The 16,733-nt window shown below is 54.3% G+C and carries 15 protein-coding genes; all 15 read left to right on the forward strand.

Annotated features, from left to right (window positions below; translation table 11 throughout):
- Positions 1–38 precede the first annotated feature (38 nt).
- The 15 genes from H8S44_RS13180 (at position 39) to H8S44_RS13245 (ending at position 16,685) form a co-directional block, all read left to right on the forward strand.
- A complete protein-coding gene (locus tag H8S44_RS13180) occupies positions 39–1,184 on the forward strand; it encodes a substrate-binding domain-containing protein (RefSeq protein WP_186872547.1) in 1,146 nt (381 codons plus the stop codon).
- Positions 1,185–1,267: 83 nt separating this feature from the next.
- A complete protein-coding gene (locus H8S44_RS13185) occupies positions 1,268–1,708 on the forward strand; it encodes an RbsD/FucU family protein (RefSeq protein ID WP_186872548.1) in 441 nt (146 codons plus the stop codon).
- 119 nt (positions 1,709–1,827) lie between these two features.
- On the forward strand, positions 1,828–3,303 hold the full coding sequence (locus H8S44_RS13190) for a GDSL-type esterase/lipase family protein (RefSeq protein WP_186872549.1): 1,476 nt from the start codon (positions 1,828–1,830) through the stop codon (positions 3,301–3,303).
- On the forward strand, positions 3,300–4,454 hold the full coding sequence (locus tag H8S44_RS13195) for an ABC transporter substrate-binding protein (RefSeq protein WP_186872550.1): 1,155 nt from the start codon (positions 3,300–3,302) through the stop codon (positions 4,452–4,454). The genes H8S44_RS13190 and H8S44_RS13195 overlap by 4 nt, the downstream gene beginning before the upstream one ends.
- 133 nt (positions 4,455–4,587) lie before the next feature.
- A complete protein-coding gene (locus H8S44_RS13200) occupies positions 4,588–6,630 on the forward strand; it encodes a glycoside hydrolase family 13 protein (protein ID WP_186872551.1) in 2,043 nt (680 codons plus the stop codon).
- 22 nt (positions 6,631–6,652) lie between these two features.
- Positions 6,653–7,867 (forward strand): TerD family protein, encoded by a 1,215-nt coding sequence (locus H8S44_RS13205; protein ID WP_186872552.1) that lies wholly within the window; start codon positions 6,653–6,655, stop codon positions 7,865–7,867.
- 111 nt (positions 7,868–7,978) lie between these two features.
- Positions 7,979–8,104, forward strand: coding sequence for a hypothetical protein (locus H8S44_RS16615; RefSeq protein WP_279288100.1), 126 nt, complete (start codon positions 7,979–7,981; stop codon positions 8,102–8,104).
- A 253-nt stretch (positions 8,105–8,357) separates the two neighbouring features.
- Positions 8,358–9,899, forward strand: a complete 1,542-nt coding sequence (gene trpE, locus H8S44_RS13210) for an anthranilate synthase component I (RefSeq protein WP_186872553.1) — start codon at positions 8,358–8,360, stop codon at positions 9,897–9,899.
- Positions 9,896–10,468: an anthranilate synthase component II gene (locus H8S44_RS13215; RefSeq protein ID WP_186872554.1), complete on the forward strand. Its 573-nt coding sequence runs from the start codon at positions 9,896–9,898 to the stop codon at positions 10,466–10,468. Before trpE ends, H8S44_RS13215 begins: the two co-directional genes overlap by 4 nt.
- Positions 10,465–11,478 carry an anthranilate phosphoribosyltransferase gene (trpD, locus tag H8S44_RS13220; protein WP_186872555.1) on the forward strand — a complete coding sequence of 338 codons (1,014 nt, stop codon included), beginning with the start codon at positions 10,465–10,467 and terminating at the stop codon, positions 11,476–11,478. Before H8S44_RS13215 ends, trpD begins: the two co-directional genes overlap by 4 nt.
- A complete protein-coding gene (trpC, locus tag H8S44_RS13225; RefSeq protein ID WP_186872556.1) occupies positions 11,475–12,305 on the forward strand; it encodes an indole-3-glycerol phosphate synthase TrpC in 831 nt (276 codons plus the stop codon). Before trpD ends, trpC begins: the two co-directional genes overlap by 4 nt.
- A 46-nt stretch (positions 12,306–12,351) precedes the next feature.
- Positions 12,352–12,972 (forward strand): phosphoribosylanthranilate isomerase, encoded by a 621-nt coding sequence (locus H8S44_RS13230; protein WP_186872557.1) that lies wholly within the window; start codon positions 12,352–12,354, stop codon positions 12,970–12,972.
- 67 nt (positions 12,973–13,039) lie between these two features.
- A complete protein-coding gene (gene trpB, locus H8S44_RS13235) occupies positions 13,040–14,224 on the forward strand; it encodes a tryptophan synthase subunit beta (protein WP_186872558.1) in 1,185 nt (394 codons plus the stop codon).
- A gap of 7 nt (positions 14,225–14,231) precedes the next feature.
- Entirely contained in the window at positions 14,232–15,017 is a 786-nt protein-coding gene (trpA, locus tag H8S44_RS13240) for a tryptophan synthase subunit alpha (protein ID WP_186872633.1), read from the forward strand.
- An 87-nt stretch (positions 15,018–15,104) separates the two neighbouring features.
- Positions 15,105–16,685, forward strand: a complete 1,581-nt coding sequence (locus tag H8S44_RS13245) for a glucose-6-phosphate isomerase (RefSeq protein ID WP_186872559.1) — start codon at positions 15,105–15,107, stop codon at positions 16,683–16,685.
- Positions 16,686–16,733 lie beyond the last annotated feature (48 nt).

A 16,733-nucleotide genomic window follows, 5' to 3' on the forward strand; every position in this document is an offset into this window, starting at 1 on the left:
ATCCAATAAGGAGAACTTAATAAAAGGAGGATTTTTACATGAAAAAGAAGGTATTGGCAGCAATTCTTGCAGCAACGATGGTAGTTGGACTGACCGCATGCGGCGGCTCCAAGGATGCCACCACAACCACAACTCCTGACGCGGCAACTGAGGAGACCACAGACGACGCAGCAGCTCCGGCAGCTGACGCAAGCGGAATGTCTTTCGAGATCGTTTCCAAGGGTCTGCAGCATCAGTACTGGCAGGCAGTTAAGAAGGGTGTTGAGCAGAAGGCTGCAGAGCTCGGAGTTACTGTTAACTTCGTAGGTCCGGACAGTGAGTCCAACATTTCCCAGCAGGTTCAGCAGCTTGAGAGTGCTCTGAACGCTAACCCGACAGCAGTTGGTCTGGCAGCTCTGGATACAGAGTCCGTTAAGGATCTGCTTCAGAAAGCAAAAGACAGCAACATTCCGGTAGTTGGATTTGACTCTGGTGTTCCGGGTGCTCCGGAAGGATCCGTACTTGCAAACTGCTCTACTGACAACTACGCAGCAGGCGCTCTGGCAGCAGAGAAGGTTTATGAGGCAGTTAAGGATCAGGTAGCTAACGCAACCGCTCCGGTTCGTGTTGGTGTAGTAGCTCAGGATGCTACTTCCGAGTCCGTTATCAACAGAGGTCTTGGCTTCATCGACAAGTTCGCTGAGCTGGCTAAGGCTGATGGCAAGACTGCTAACGTAGTTGGAAACGACAAGTACATCGCAGATTCCAAGGCTGAGAAGACCGATGGCGCTGACGTTGTTATCGACGTTCGTGTACCGGCAAGCGTTACCTCTGAGCTGTCTGCAGCAGATGCAACCGCTCTGATGAACGAGAAGGATACTATCGCAATCTACGGCTCCAACGAGCATTCCGCAAACGCTATCATCACCGCAAACGAGAACCTGAACAAGTGCGGCGTTGGCGAGGGCAAGATCGTTGCAGCAGGCTTTGACTCTGGCGCAGCTCAGATTCAGGCAGTTAAGGACGGCGTTCTTCTTGGTTCCATTACTCAGGCTCCGGTAGCTATGGGTGAGACCCTGGTTCAGCTTCTGTACGATGCAGCTACAGGCAATACCGCAGCAGTTAAGGATACCGATACAGGATGCCAGTGGTATACAGCAGAGAACTGCGGAGACGCAGAGATCGCTCAGAACCTGTACGAGTAATTCATAACCTTATCCAATCTGAAAATCAAATAGAAAACAGAGGGGCACACCGTTTGGTGTGCCTTTTCTGAAAGGAGCAGCTTATGTTAAAAGGAATTCCGAAAATTTTATCCCCTGAACTGTTAAAGGTACTCTGTGAAATGGGCCACAGCGACCGCATCGTCATTGCGGACGGCAACTTCCCGGCTGAATCCATGGGTAAGGACGCCATCGTGATCCGCTGCGACGGACATGGCGTACCGGAGCTTCTGGACGCCATTCTCCAGGTGATTCCACTGGATACCTACGTGGAGAAGCCCATGAACCTGATGGAAGTTATGCCGGGCGATCCGGTGAAGACCCCCATTTGGGATACTTATAAGGAGATTGTGGCAAAGCACGATGAGAGAGGCGCGGCCTGCGTGGGCAACATCGAGCGGTTCCAGTTTTACGAGGAGGCAAAGAAGGCGTACGCCATCATCGCCACCGGTGAGAGTGCGGTATACGCCAATGTTATGCTCCAGAAGGGCGTTGTCATTAACTAAATCGTGAAAAAACTGTGAAATATTCTTAATATTTTCGGTATTTTAGGGGATATGCCTTGCGGCATATCCCTTTTTAAGTTATACTTTACACCGTGTTAACAGAAAGAGACGGGGAAGTTATGAAAAAGTGGAAAAGATGTCTGCTGGTGTTGCTCTGCGCGGTTCTGACCCTGACTCCCGGAGCGGAAGCTCTGGCCTATGAGCAGGAAACGGTCATAGGAAAACGGCTGGAGTCGTTGATGCCGGAGCAGGCGGACTGTATGTTTGAGGACGGTGATGTGGTCGGTTTTATCGGAGACAGCATTACCCAGGTGGAATACACAGGAATCAGCTATCAGGAATTTATCTACAATTACTATATTACCAGACATCCGGACTGGAATCTGGAATTTCGGAATCTGGGAACCGCTTCCTATATGGCTTCTGACGCGGTGCGGCTGTACAGTAAAAGTGCCATCGTCACAGATAAGGCCATAGATGGAATCAACAAAGCGGTCATTATGTTTGGAATGAACGAGGCGCTTCATGACTGGGCAGCGGTCCGGTATATTCAGAGCGTCAATCAGCTGGTGACCATTCTGAATCAGAAGGGAATCAAAAATGAGGACATCATTCTGGTGGCGCCCACGCCCTTTGATCAGACCCGGAGCTCCAATTATACGGAGGATGGCGAGCAGATCGAGGATACGGATGACCGGCTGGCGGAATATACGGGAGAGCTGAAGATCCTGGCGGAGGAGCTTGGAACGTCTTTTATCGATCTGCATACCCCCATGCTGTGGATCAACAGCATTGTCCAGAGCAGGAATGCCGACGATACCCTGACAGTGACCGATAATGTGCATCCCAATGCCATGGGAAATGTCTTTGCGGGATTTTTCTTCCTGTATCAACAGGGAGCCGGAAAAGAAGTAACTTCAGTGGAGATTGGAGAGGATGATTCCATCGCGGCCCGAAATGCGAAGGTCAGCAGACTGAAGCGAAAAGGGGAGCGTTATGTGTCCTTCCGGTATCAGCCCTTCAGTCTTCCCATGGCGGTGTCCTATGAATTCAACGAGGCTACTCAGTATTTTGAAATCGTGGACGAGATCAGCTGGGAAAACCTGCAGATGGACGGGCTGCATGCGGATGTAAACTACAAGGTTTACATGAACCATCTGATGGTGGGCACCTTTACAGGAGAGGAGCTTCAGAAAGGCATCAATCTGACGAATCTGGATCTGAATCCGGGCCAGACAGCGGCCAAGCAGATCGAAGTATTGAATCAGAGCTGGCATACGAAATCCTCCGATTACCGGGCGGTGGTGCGGAAGGCCATGAAGCATGAGGCCACCCAGGAAGACGTGGACGAGGCCTATAACCAGTGGGTAGCCACCACGGAGGCCATCCGGGCCCAGATGTTTGATATCGCGGAGAATTATACCGAGCGGACAGTGATTGTGGAAGTAGTAAGTGAAGACTATCATGTCTTTATGGGACGGGAAGTATGGCAATGGCTGGTGGGAGCTGCAGCTTTCGTGGCGGCAGCGGGAACACTGGTCTTATGGAGAAAGCGGCGTAAGAGCCGGAAGAAAGAACAGGAGAATGAAGGATGAAAAAATTACTGGTAATGCTGTGTGTGGCAGGGCTGCTTACCGGGTGTGCCGTGAGCGGTGAAAAGAAAACGGATCAGAAGGATCAGAAACCGGCGGCAGAGGAGCAGAAGGAGCCTGTCGCTGAGGAGAAAACCAACGAGACGGAAGAAAAAGACGGAAAAGAGGCGGACAGCAAGGACTATCGGGAATATTTCCAGATCGAGGCAGACGGTATCGATTATCTTTCCGTGGACGATATCCAGATCCCGGAAGGATCTGCCATCGTGATGATTGGCAAGGATTCCGGCAGCGGCTTCTGGAAGCGGGTGAAAGCAGGAGCCGAGCAGGCGGTGACGGATCTGAACAGTGCTTTGGGCTATACCAGCGACGCAAAGGTGAAACTGACCTACGACGCGCCTTCGGGGGAGGATGTGTCCGAGCAGATCGATATTATTGACCAGATGCTGGACAAGAATCCGGACGCCATGATCATCGGCTTCGTGGATGTGAATTCCGGCAAGACCCAGCTGGAGCTGGCGGAGGCCAATGGCGTACCGGTGTTGACGGTAGATTCCGGCATTGAGAATTCTCTGATTGTAAGCAGTGTTCAGACGGATAATTACGCGGCAGGGGCAGAGGCGGCCAGAAAGATCTGCGAGGAGATCGGGGATGCAGGCCAGATCGCGCTGCTGGTGCACAGTTCTGAGACCGAGACAGGCATCGAGCGTGTGAAGGGATTCACCGAGGAGATCGAGGCAAATCATCCGGATGTGGAGATCGTAAGCACCGTATACCGGAACCAGGATGAGCGCAGTGTGGCGGATATCGTGGCCGCAGTCCGGGCGGAATATCCGGAGCTGAAGGCTTACTTCGGAACCAACGATACGGTGATGAAGGATCTGATCAGCGCATTATCGGTAAACGGCAGCGAGGAGGATACCCTTGTGGTGGCGGGCTTTGACGCCTCTGCCCGGCAGATAGACGCGGTGAAGAATGGAAAAGAGGCCGGGGTCATGGCTCAGGATCCATTCGGCATGGGATACGCAGCGGCAGTTTCCGCCTTCCGTTCTGTGGCGGAGCTGGACAATGCGCAGACTATCCATACGGGATATTACTGGATCACTTCCGGAGATCTGGAGGATCCGGAAACGGATATGCTGACCTATAAGTAAAGGAATAAAAGCAGAAAAGAATGGAAAAGCTTCTTCTGCGGCAGATTTTCAGCCGTGGAGGAAGCTTTTACTTGTAATCAGCGGGAGGGTATTATAAAATAATACAGCGAGAGAGTATGAAAAGAGGGATGTTATGAGTAAAATCAATCAGCAGGCTCTTTATGCAGACGAGACGGCGTCCTACCGGATTCCGTTGGAGCCGAAGGCCGGAGAGAGGGTAACTCTGCGGTTTCGGACTGCAAAAGACGATGTGGACAGGGTATTTTTTATCTGTGGCGAAGAGCGGAAGACCATGGAAAAGGTCTGTTCCAGAGGCCGGTTTGATTATTTTGAAATAGAGGAAGAGGCAGGAACTGAAACAAGCTATTATTTCTTTGAGATCCGTTCCGGGGAGGAGCGGATTTTTTATAATAAGCGAGGCGTGACCGATAATCTGCAGACCTGTTACGCGTTCAGTATCGTTCCGGGCTTTTTCACGCCGGACTGGGCCAAAGGCGCAGTCATGTATCAGATCTATGTGGATAGGTTCTGTAACGGAGATCCGTCCAACGATGTACAGACCGGGGAATACAGCTATATTCGCGAGCAGGTAGAGCAGGTGGCGGACTGGAATGAACCGCCCGAGGGCATGGATGTGCGCCGGTTTTACGGCGGTGATCTGCAGGGGATTCTGGATAAGCTGGACTATCTGCAGGAGCTGGGCGTGGAGGTCATCTATATGAATCCGATCTTCGTATCCCCCTCCAACCATAAATATGACTGTCAGGACTATGACTATATCGATCCCCATTATACCCTGATTAAAGAGGATGGCGGGGAGCTGCTTCCGCCCGGGGAGCTGGACAATAAAAAGGCTACAAAGTATATCAAACGGGTGGTCAGCAAGGAGAATCTGGAAGCCAGCAACGAGTTCTTTATCCATTTTGTGGAGGAGATTCATAAGCGAGGCATGCGGGTGCTGCTGGACGGCGTCTTTAATCACTGCGGTTCCTTTAACAAATGGCTGGATCGGGAACGGATCTACGAGGATGACAGCGACTACGAAAAGGGCGCCTATGTATCCGAGGACAGCCCTTACAGGAGCTTTTTCAAGTTTAATAATACCCATGAGTGGCCGTATAATCCCTATTACGACGGCTGGTGGGGACACGACACTCTGCCGAAGCTCAGCTATGAGACCTCAAAAGAGCTCTATGACTATATCATGGGAATTGCCCGGAAATGGGTGTCTCCGCCCTATAATGTGGACGGCTGGCGGCTGGACGTGGCGGCGGATCTGGGCCTGTCTGCGGAGTTCAACCACCGGTTCTGGAAGGATTTCCGGAAAAATGTAAAGGAGGCCAATCCGGAAGCTGTGATTTACGCGGAGCATTACGGAGACGCCACGGCCTGGCTGAAGGGTGACGAGTGGGATTCCATCATGAATTATGATACCTTTATGGAGCCGATTACCTGGTATCTGACCGGTATGGAGAAGCACAGCGACGGCTATGAACCGGATCTTCTGAATAATGCGGAGGCGCTTCTGGATACCCTGCGGGAAAAGTCCTGCGCCTTTTCCGGACAGTCCTTTCTGATCGCCATGAATCAGCTGTCCAACCATGATCATTCCCGGTTCCTGACCCGGACCAACCATCAGGTGGGCCGTGTGGATGAGCTGGGAAGCGAGGCGGCGGAGGAGGGCGTGTCCAAGGCGGTATTCCGGGAGGCAGTGGCTCTGATGATGACCTGGCACGGAGCGCCCACCATCTACTATGGCGATGAGGCGGGGGTATGCGGCTTTACGGATCCGGACAGCCGGAGGACCTATCCCTGGGGCCATGAGGATCAGGAACTGATTCGGTATCACAGGGAACTGAGCCGGATCCGGAAGGCGAATCCGGCCTGCAGGACAGGCTGCGGTACGCCGCTGTACGCCAAGGGCGGACATTTCGCTTTCGGCAGATTCCAGGATGAGAATTACGTGGTGACTGTAGTCAACAATACAAAAGAAGGAACCCGGCTGGAGCTCCCGGTCTGGCAGATCGAAGTGCCGGACGGCACGCTGCTGGAGCGGCAGATCCTGTCGGTGGAGGATGACTTCAGTCTGGTGAAGGCCCATTATCTGGTGGAGCATGGTGTGATGGACATCTTCATGCCGCCGTTTTCCGCAGCAGTACTGACGTATCAGGGATAATAAAAAGAATGGAGGAGTACACGTGATAGGCGAGATTCCCATGCGGATATTCGAGAGTGAAGTGAGAGACCGGAAGATCATAGCGGCCATGCTGGACGAGATTCCCATCGTGCATGTGGCGGCCCAGGACGGGGAATATCCCTATGTGGTGCCCTTGAGCTACGGCTATGAGATGACCGATGAAAAGCTGCTGGTCTACGTCCACGGAGCCAGAGAGGGACACAAGGTGGATGTGTGGCGGAAGAATCCCAAGGTGAGTCTGACCTTCAGTACCTTTTGCAATCATCCCAATGAAAAATATAAGGGTTCCCTCCATGACTATCGTTCCGTCATGGCAAATGGAATCATCCGCCCCGTGTACAGAGGGGAGCCGGGCGGAACCCATGGCCATGCGGTGCAGGCTTTAATGAACCATAACGGCCGGAAGCCGGGACAGTTCAGCGTCCGTCATTACGGCTTTATGGCCATGTTTGTGGTGGAGTGCGACTGGGCCCACGTGTCGGCAAAGACAGAGGTTCCGGTGGAGCGGCCGGAGGATATTCCATTCCCCACGCCGGAGGAGATACGGGCCGGCGCGGACAAGCCTTTTGACTATGCCTGTTATTTTAACCGGAAGCCCTATGGATATGAGGCGCTGCCGGGGCTGTTGGCGGCGGAGAGCCCGAAGGAGGAGCTGTGCCGGAGCGGGGAAACGGAGACCTGGCTTGCAGGGGTTCCGGGACAGGGGCTGCGGCTGCGGGTGAACTGGACAGGGGCTCCCGGCTTGGACTGCGATATTTCCGCGGTGCTGTTGAATGGCGAGGGGCAGGTGGCCCGCCGGTACGATATGGCCTTTTATAATCAGAGAAGAGATCGCTATCGGGCTGTGTACCATGAGGGAGACGATATCCTGAACCGGCCGGGGCAGGAAGCACTGCTGGTGGATGCGGACAGAATGCCGGAGGATTACCGTGAGGTGGTGGTTCTGGCCGGAGTCTATGACGCGGAGAACCGGGGGCAGTCCCTGGAGCAGGCAGGAACTTTTTATCTGACGGCGGAACTGGCAGAGAACGGAGAATTTCTGGGCAACTTCCGGGTGCCGATGGAAGCGGAAGCTGGAGCGCAGCCGGCCATGGCGCTGGCACGTCTGGTCCGCACGGAAGCAGGTTGGAATCTCTGCCGTGCGGGAGAGCCCTATGGAGACTGGCGGCTTACGGCCCTGATGGCCGAGTACGGATTGAAGCGCTGGAAGGAATAGGGGTAAGCCGGAATACAAAATAAAAAACAGGAGTTGACAAATCCCTATCATTGTGATAGCTTTATAAATAATTTAATGAACTAAACCGTTGAAGCGGAGATAACGATGTTCATGCGCGCCCAGAGAGTCCGGGGAGGTGGGAGCCGGATCGAAATGCAGGATATCAAATGGACCGCAGAGGGCGCAGGGAAAGGTTTCACCGGGAAACAGGAGGAAGCCGAGTATTCTGCGACGTAGGGCATACGTCAGTTGCCGGGAATATACAGGTATTCCGCAAAGCGCACGGGTCGTTCCGTGAAACAGGGTGGTACCGCGGGTGGTATAATTTTTGTAGAACTCGTCCCTGACAGATGTAGAAGTCTGTCAGGGATTTTTTTATGTAATAGGAAATTCCTATGGAATCCCCTATTACATAAAAAATATTATCGCACTCGGCGCAGTGGAAGATGGTTGCCAAGGCACATTCTTTTTAGAACAGGAGGAAAAAGTGATGTATCCAAGCCTTGAGGAAGTAAAGAACATAGCGTCGTCGGGAAAATACCGCAGAATCCCCGTAAGCCGTGAGCTATACGCAGACCGTTATACGCCGGTGGAGGTGCTTCAAACCTTACGGGGAGCCAGCCGCCACTGTTACCTGCTGGAGAGCGCCAGCCAGACGGAAAGCTGGGGGAGGTATTCCTTCCTGGGCTGTCATCCCACCCTGGAACTGAATCTGACGGACGGGGTGCTGACTCTCCGGCGGACAGCGGAGGCAGGGGCCCGGACAGGGGCAGAGGAGGCCGGAACGGGAAGAACAGCTGACGCAGACACATCGGAAACAATAGAAGTCCGAAAAGTCACTCACCCGGGTGAAGCCCTCCGGGAAATTCTGAAGGATTACAAAAGTCCGGTACTGGAAGGGCTTCCCCCATTTACCGGCGGCCTGGTGGGTTACTTCTCCTACGACTACATTAAATACAGTGAGCCGAAGCTGAATCTGACGGATGCGGAGCAGCAGGACTTCCGGGATATGGACTTGATGCTTTTCGACGAGGTCATTGCCTTCGACCATTATAAGCAGAAAATCTACCTGATTGCAGGTGTGCGAACGGAAAATATGGAGGAATCCTACCGGGAGGCGGAAGAAAAGCTTGCGAAGCTGGCAGAGCTTATCCGTACCGGACAGAAGCCGGAGTTCCGGCCGCTGACCCTGAAGTCTGAGATTCAGGCGAAGTTCCCGAAGGAACGCTACGGTCAGATGGTGGAGAAAGCGAAAGAGTATATCCGGGAAGGTGATATTTTCCAGGTGGTGTTGTCGAATCCCATGCGGGCCAGGGCCGAGGGCAGTCTCTTTGATACCTACAGGGTGCTGCGGGCCAGCAATCCTTCGCCCTATATGTTTTATTTCTCCAGCGACGATATCGAGATCGCCGGCGCGTCTCCGGAGACGCTGGTGAAGCTGGAGGATGGCCACTTGAGCACCTTCCCGTTGGCGGGCACCCGCCCCAGAGGCCGGACAAAGGAAGAGGATCGGGCGCTGGAGGAAGGGCTTTTGAAGGACGAAAAAGAACTGGCCGAGCACAATATGCTGGTGGATCTGGGAAGAAACGATATCGGAAAAATCAGTAAAATCGGAACGGTGCAGGTGGAAAAATATATGACGGTGGAACGGTTTTCCCACGTAATGCATCTGGGATCCACAGTCACCGGAACCATCCTGGACGATAAGGACGCCGTAGACGCGGTGGACGCCATTCTCCCGGCGGGAACCCTATCCGGAGCGCCAAAATTCCGGGCCTGCCAGATCATCCAGGAGCTGGAGCAGTCCAAGCGGGGCATTTACGGCGGGGCCATCGGTTATCTGGATTTCGCCGGAAACCTGGACATCTGCATCGCCATCCGGCTGGTCTACAAGAAAAATGGAGAAATCTGTATCCGCTCCGGTGCGGGCATTGTGGCGGACAGCATACCGGAGAAAGAATTCGAGGAGTGTTGTAACAAGGCCCGGGCTGTGGTGCAGGCCATCGAAAAGGCACAGGAGGGACTGGAATGATACTTTTAATCGACAATTACGACAGCTTTTCCTATAACCTCTACCAGCTGGTGGGCTCGGTGGAGCCGGACATCCGGGTCGTCAGAAATGACGAAGTCACTGTGGAGGAAATAGGAGACATGAAGCCGGAAGCGATTTTACTATCGCCCGGCCCCGGAAAGCCTGCGGACGCAGGGGTGTGCATCCCGGTTATCCGTTATTTTGCAGGCAGGATTCCCATCTTCGGAGTCTGCCTGGGGCATCAGGCCATTTGCGAGGCTTTCGGCGGAACCGTCTCCTACGCAAAAGAGCTGATGCACGGCAAAAAGAAGCTGATTCATAAGACAGGAGAAAGTCAGTTGTTTAAAGGACTGGACGATACCTTTCCGGCAGCCCGGTATCATTCCCTGGCGGCATTGGAGGACACCTTGCCCGGGGAGCTTCGGGTGACGGCCCGTTCCGGGGACGGAGAGATTATGGCAGTGGAACATACGAAATATCCCATTTTCGGCGTACAGTTTCATCCAGAATCGGTGATGACGCCAGATGGAAAACAGATGATAGAAAATTTTATGGAGGTAGTAAAATGATTAAGGAAGCGATTTTAAAACTGGCAAAGAAAGAAAATCTGACTTATGAAGAGGCAGAAGCAGTCATGAATGAGATCATGAGCGGCGAGGCGACGCCGGTGCAGATGTCCTCTTATCTGACGGCCCTGTCCCTGAAGGGTGAGACCATCGATGAAATTACGGCTTCGGCGGCTGGCATGCGGGCTCACTGTGTGAAGCTGCTTCACGACATGGATGTGCTGGAAATCGTGGGGACCGGCGGCGACGGCTCCAATTCTTTTAATATCTCCACCACGGCTTCCATGGTCATCGCGGCAGGCGGCGTCCCCGTAGCCAAGCACGGCAACCGGGCGGCTTCCTCCAAATCCGGCGCGGCGGACGTGCTGGAGGCCCTGGGCGTGAAAATTACCATTTCCCCGGAAAAGAGCGCAGAGCTTCTGAAGAAGATTAACATCTGCTTCCTGTTTGCCCAGAATTATCATATCGCCATGAAATATGTGGCTCCCATCCGCAAGGAGCTGGGTATCCGCACCGTATTCAACATTCTTGGACCCTTAAGCAACCCGGCGGGAGCCAATATGGAGCTGATGGGCGTCTTCGACGGCAGCCTGGTGGAGCCCCTGGCCCAGGTCATGGAAAATCTGGGCGTAACCAGGGGTATGGTGGTCTACGGACAGGATAAGCTGGACGAAATCTCCATGTGCGCGCCAACATCCGTCTGCGAAATCCGGGGCGGCAAGTTCATTTCCTGCGAAATCACACCGGAGCAGTTCGGCTATATCCGCTGTGAGAAGGATGCGCTGAAGGGCAGTACCCCACAGGAAAATGCGGAGATTACCAAGGCTATTTTAAATGGCACTGACAAAGGTCCCAAACGTCAGGCAGTCTGCCTGAACGCAGGCGCGGCCCTCTATATCGCAGGTAAGGCCGAGACCATGGAGCAGGGCGTGCGGATGGCCGAAGAGCTGATCGACAGCGGCGCAGCCCGAAAAAAACTGGAAGAGTTTGTAAAGGAAAGTAATGCGGAATGAATATTTTAGAGGAAATCGCGGGAAAGACAAGGGAACGAATCGAGGCGGAAAAGAGGCAGTGCTGTCCGGCGGAAATGCGGGTGCTGGCGGAAGAACGGCTTCGGACTGAGAAAAGCGGCGGAGCGGAGGTTTTGGCGGGCGCTGCAGGCGGACGCTTCTACCGGGCACTGGCGGCTCCGGGCATGTCCTATATCTGCGAGGTGAAAAAAGCGTCACCCTCCAAAGGGCTCATTGCTTCGGACTTCCCCTATCTGGAGATCGCGAAGGAATATGAGGCGGCAGGCGCGGCGGCCATCTCCTGCCTGACGGAACCCTTTTATTTTCAGGGGTCTGACCGGTATCTGAAAGAGATTACGGATACGGTAGGGATTCCGGTGCTGCGGAAAGACTTTACCGTGGACGAGTACATGATTTATCAGGCAAAGACATTGGGAGCATCGGCGGTATTGCTGATTTGCGCGATTCTCGACAAAGTGCAGCTTCGGGACTACCGGCAGTTGGCGGAAAGTCTGGGGCTGGACGCCCTGGTGGAGGCCCACGATGAAAGAGAAGTGGAAATGGCCCTGGATATGGGCGCAAAAATCGTTGGCGTCAATAACCGGGATCTGAAGACCTTTCAGGTGGATATGCAGAACAGTATCCGGCTTCGGAATCTGGCTCCCCGGGAAGTGCTTTTCGTATCTGAGAGCGGTATCAAAGGGCCGGAGGAAATCAGCATCTTGAGAGAGCATCAGATAGACGCAGTGCTGATTGGGGAGACGCTGATGCGGAGCGTGGATAAGAAAGCGGAGCTGGAACGGCTGAACGGAAGCCCGCTGAAGCGATAAAGGATAGGCAGTTTTCTGCGGAGCGCGCCGCAAGGAGTGAAAGAACATGACAAAAATCAAGATCTGCGGCCTGAAACGGCCCGAAGATATCCAGGCAGTGAATGAGGCAAAGCCAGACTTTGCGGGCTTCGTTATCGAAGTATCGAAGAGCCGACGGAATGTGAGCGCCGAACAGGTGCGGGAGCTGGTAAAAGGCCTGGCGGAACAGACAGAGGCTGTAGGCGTTTTCGTAAACGCGCCCCTGGAACTGGTGGCAGGACTTCTGAAGGACGGCACCCTGGCGCTGGCACAGCTTCACGGCGGCGAGGACGAGGCCTATATCCGGGAACTGCGGCAGATGACAGATAAGCCGTTGATCCAGGCTTTTTCCATCCGAACGAAAGCAGATATAGAACGGGCTTTACAGAGTACCGCAGACTACCTGCTTCTCGATCAGGGAGACGGCGGAACCGGCCGGTGCTTCGACTGGTCCCTGGTGCCGGAGCTTTCAAGGCCCTTTTTCCTGGCGGGCGGACTCAGCGTCGTAAATTTGTCCGAAGCCATTTCCCAGGTGAAGCCCTGGGCGGTGGATTTAAGCAGCAGCCTGGAGACGGATGGCGTAAAGGATCCGGCGAAGATACAGGCGGCGGTGGAAATGGTGCGAACACTGGAAACCGGTTCCCGGTAAAAGAGATAAAAGATAGAAACGATCAGACTGGGCGGAAAACGCGCAGCCAACATACAGGAGGAACAATATGTCAAAGGGAAGATTTGGAATCCACGGAGGCCAGTACATTCCGGAAACACTGATGAACGCAGTGATTGAGCTGGAAGAGGCCTATAATCACTATAAGGACGACCCGGAATTCAACCGGGAGCTCACCGAGCTTCTGAACGATTACGCAGGCCGTCCCTCCAGACTTTATTACGCGGAGCGTATGACCAGAGATCTGGGCGGCGCGAAGATCTATCTGAAGCGTGAAGATCTGAACCACACCGGGGCCCACAAAATCAACAATGTGCTGGGTCAGGTGCTGCTGGCGAAAAAGATGGGCAAGACCCGCGTCATTGCCGAGACCGGCGCAGGCCAGCACGGCGTAGCCACGGCCACCGCCGCGGCGCTCATGGACATGGAATGTGAGATTTTCATGGGAAAAGAGGATACGGAGCGGCAGGCACTGAACGTGTATCGGATGCGGCTGCTGGGCGCAAAGGTGCATGCGGTTACCAGCGGAACGGCCACCCTGAAAGACGCGGTTTCCGAGACCATGCGGGAGTGGACAAACCGGATCGCGGATACCCATTATGTGCTGGGGTCCGTCATGGGACCCCATCCGTTTCCGACGATCGTAAGAGACTTTCAGGCGGTTATTTCCAAGGAGATCAGGCAGCAGCTCATGGAAAAGGAAGGACGGCTGCCGGATGCGGTGCTGGCCTGCGTGGGCGGCGGCTCCAATGCCATCGGAAGCTTCTATCATTTCATCGGGAACCCGGAGGTGCAGCTGATTGGCTGCGAGGCAGCAGGACGGGGCGTGAATACGGCGGAGACGGCGGCAACTATTGCCACCGGACGCTTAGGGATCTTCCACGGTATGAAGTCCTATTTCTGCCAGGATGAATACGGACAGATCGCGCCGGTATACTCCATTTCCGCGGGCCTGGATTATCCGGGCGTGGGGCCGGAGCACGCACATCTCTACGATATGGGCCGGGCTCAGTATGTGCCGGTGACCGACGACGAGGCTGTGGATGCCTTCGAGTATCTGTCCCGGACCGAGGGTATTATCCCGGCCATTGAGAGCGCCCATGCGGTGGCCTATGCCAGAAAACTGGCACCGACCATGGGGAAGGATCAGATTATCGTCGTTACCATTTCAGGCCGGGGCGACAAGGACTGCGCCGCCATTGCCCGCTACAGAGGGGAGGATCTTCATGAGTAAGAGAGTCATGAATAAAAAAATTTCAGACGCATTTGCAAACGGAAAGGCATTTATCCCGTTTATCACCTGCGGCAACCCGTCGCTGGATATCACAGAACAGCTGGTGTACGCCTGCGAAGAAGCGGGAGCGGATTTAATCGAGCTGGGTATTCCGTTTTCAGATCCCACAGCCGAGGGTCCGGTGATTCAGGCGGCCAACATGCGTGCCCTGGCGGGCGGCGCGACCACGGACAGGATATTTGCCATGGTGGAACGGATCCGGCAAAAAACCGACATTCCCATGGTATTCATGACCTATGCCAACGTGGTATTTTCCTACGGAAAAGGCACGGAGGACTTTATTCGTAAGGCGGCGGAAATAGGAATGAACGGTCTGATTCTCCCGGATGTCCCCTTCGAGGAAAAGGAAGAATTTGACATCCCCTGCAAGAAGTATGGCCTCGACCTGATTTCCCTGATTGCCCCCACCTCCCATGAGCGTATCAAAATGATCGCGAAGGAGGCGAACGGATTCGTCTACTGCGTATCTTCTCTCGGTGTCACCGGAACCCGGACGGAAATCACCACAGATATCGGGGCCATGGTGAAGATGGTAAAAGAAGCCAAGGACGTCCCCTGCGCGGTAGGCTTCGGCATCTCCACACCGGAGCAGGCGAAGAATATGGCGGCTCAGTCCGACGGAGCCATCGTGGGATCCGCCATCGTCAAGCTCTGCGCGGCCTATGGCGCGGAGTGTGTGCCGAAGGTGAAGGAGTATGTGAAGAGTATGAAGGATGCGGTGCGGGAAAATTAACGGCTTCCGGGGTAGATCAACCTGTATAAATATGGTACAATACCAATGTTAGAAAGTTGTTTTCAGAAACGGAGGGAATCATTTATTATGGTAACATGGAAGAACCTGGATACACTGGAAAGTTATCAGGAACTGAAAAATACGGCGCGCGTGAACCTGAAAGAGGTTATGTCCGGTGAAAACGGAGCGGAGCGCGTGAAGAAATACAGCGTGCCCATGGCAGAGGGCATGGCATACAACTATGCGGCGAAGGCCGTGGATGATCAGGTGCTGGAGGCTCTGGCGAAGCTGGCGAAGGAAGCGCAGCTGACCGAGAAGTTCGCAGCTCTTTACAATGGAGAAGTCATCAATACCGGCGAGAAGCGCCTGGTACTGCATCACCTGACCCGCGGACAGCTGGGTGACAAGGTAGAGGCAGACGGCGTGGACAAGCGCGAGTTCTATCTGGAGCAGCAGAAGAAGGTGACAGAGTTTGCCAATAAGGTACACGCAGGCGAGATCACCAATGCAGCAGGAGAGAAGTTCACCACCGTGGTACAGATCGGTATCGGCGGAAGCGACCTGGGCCCCCGCGCCATGTATCTGGCCCTGGAGAACTGGGCGAAGAAGAATGGCACCTTCAAGATGGAAGCGAAGTTTATCAGCAATGTGGATCCGGACGACGCGGCAGCCGTTCTGGCCTCCATCGACGTGGCACATTCCCTGTTCGTACTGGTATCCAAGTCCGGCACCACGCTGGAGACCCTGACCAACGAGTCCTTCGTAAAGGACGCCCTGGAAAAGGCAGGCCTGGATCCCTCCAGACACATGCTGGCAGTCACCAGCGAGACTTCGCTGCTGGCAAAGAGCGACGACTATCTGGCAGCCTTCTTCATGGATGATTATATCGGCGGACGTTATTCCTCCACATCCCCAGTGGGCGGAGCCGTACTGTCCCTGGCCTTCGGACCGGAGGTGTTCGAACGCTTCCTGGCAGGCGCGGCCGCAGAGGACGAGCTGGCGAAGAAGGAAAATCTTCTGGAGAATCCGGCTATGCTGGATGCCCTCATCGGCGTATATGAGCGGAACGTGCTGGAGATGGGATGCACAGCCGTACTTCCCTACTCCCAGGCCCTGAACCGCTTCCCGGCCCATCTGCAGCAGGCAGATATGGAGTCCAACGGCAAGTCTGTAAACCGTTTTGGCGAGCCGGTAAACTATGTGACCGGACCGGTGCTTTTCGGCGAGCCGGGCACCAACGGGCAGCATTCCTTTTATCAGCTGCTTCATCAGGGAACGAATATCGTACCGCTGCAGTTTGTAGGCTTTAAGCAGAACCAGTGCGGCAGCGATGTGGTGATTCAGGGAAGCACCAGTCAGCAGAAGCTCTGCGCCAATGTGGCAGCCCAGATCATGGCTTTCGCATGCGGCAAAGAGGATGAGAACCAGAATAAGTATTTCGCAGGCGGCCGTCCCTCCAGTATCATCATCGGCGAGCAGCTGACTCCGGAGAGCCTGGGCGCGCTGCTGTCCCACTTTGAGAATAAGATCATGTTCCAGGGCTTCACATGGAATCTCAACAGCTTTGACCAGGAGGGCGTACAGCTGGGCAAGGTACTGGCAAAGCGGGTATTGGCTCATGAGACTGACGGGGCTCTGAAGGCATACAGCGATCTGCTGAATATCTAAATCAGGGGTTCGGAATAAGAAAAAGAAAGATCAAGGCTCTCATGTATG

This window comes from Anaerosacchariphilus hominis, assembly GCF_014290175.1.
GTDB lineage: Bacteria > Bacillota > Clostridia > Lachnospirales > Lachnospiraceae > Laedolimicola > Laedolimicola hominis.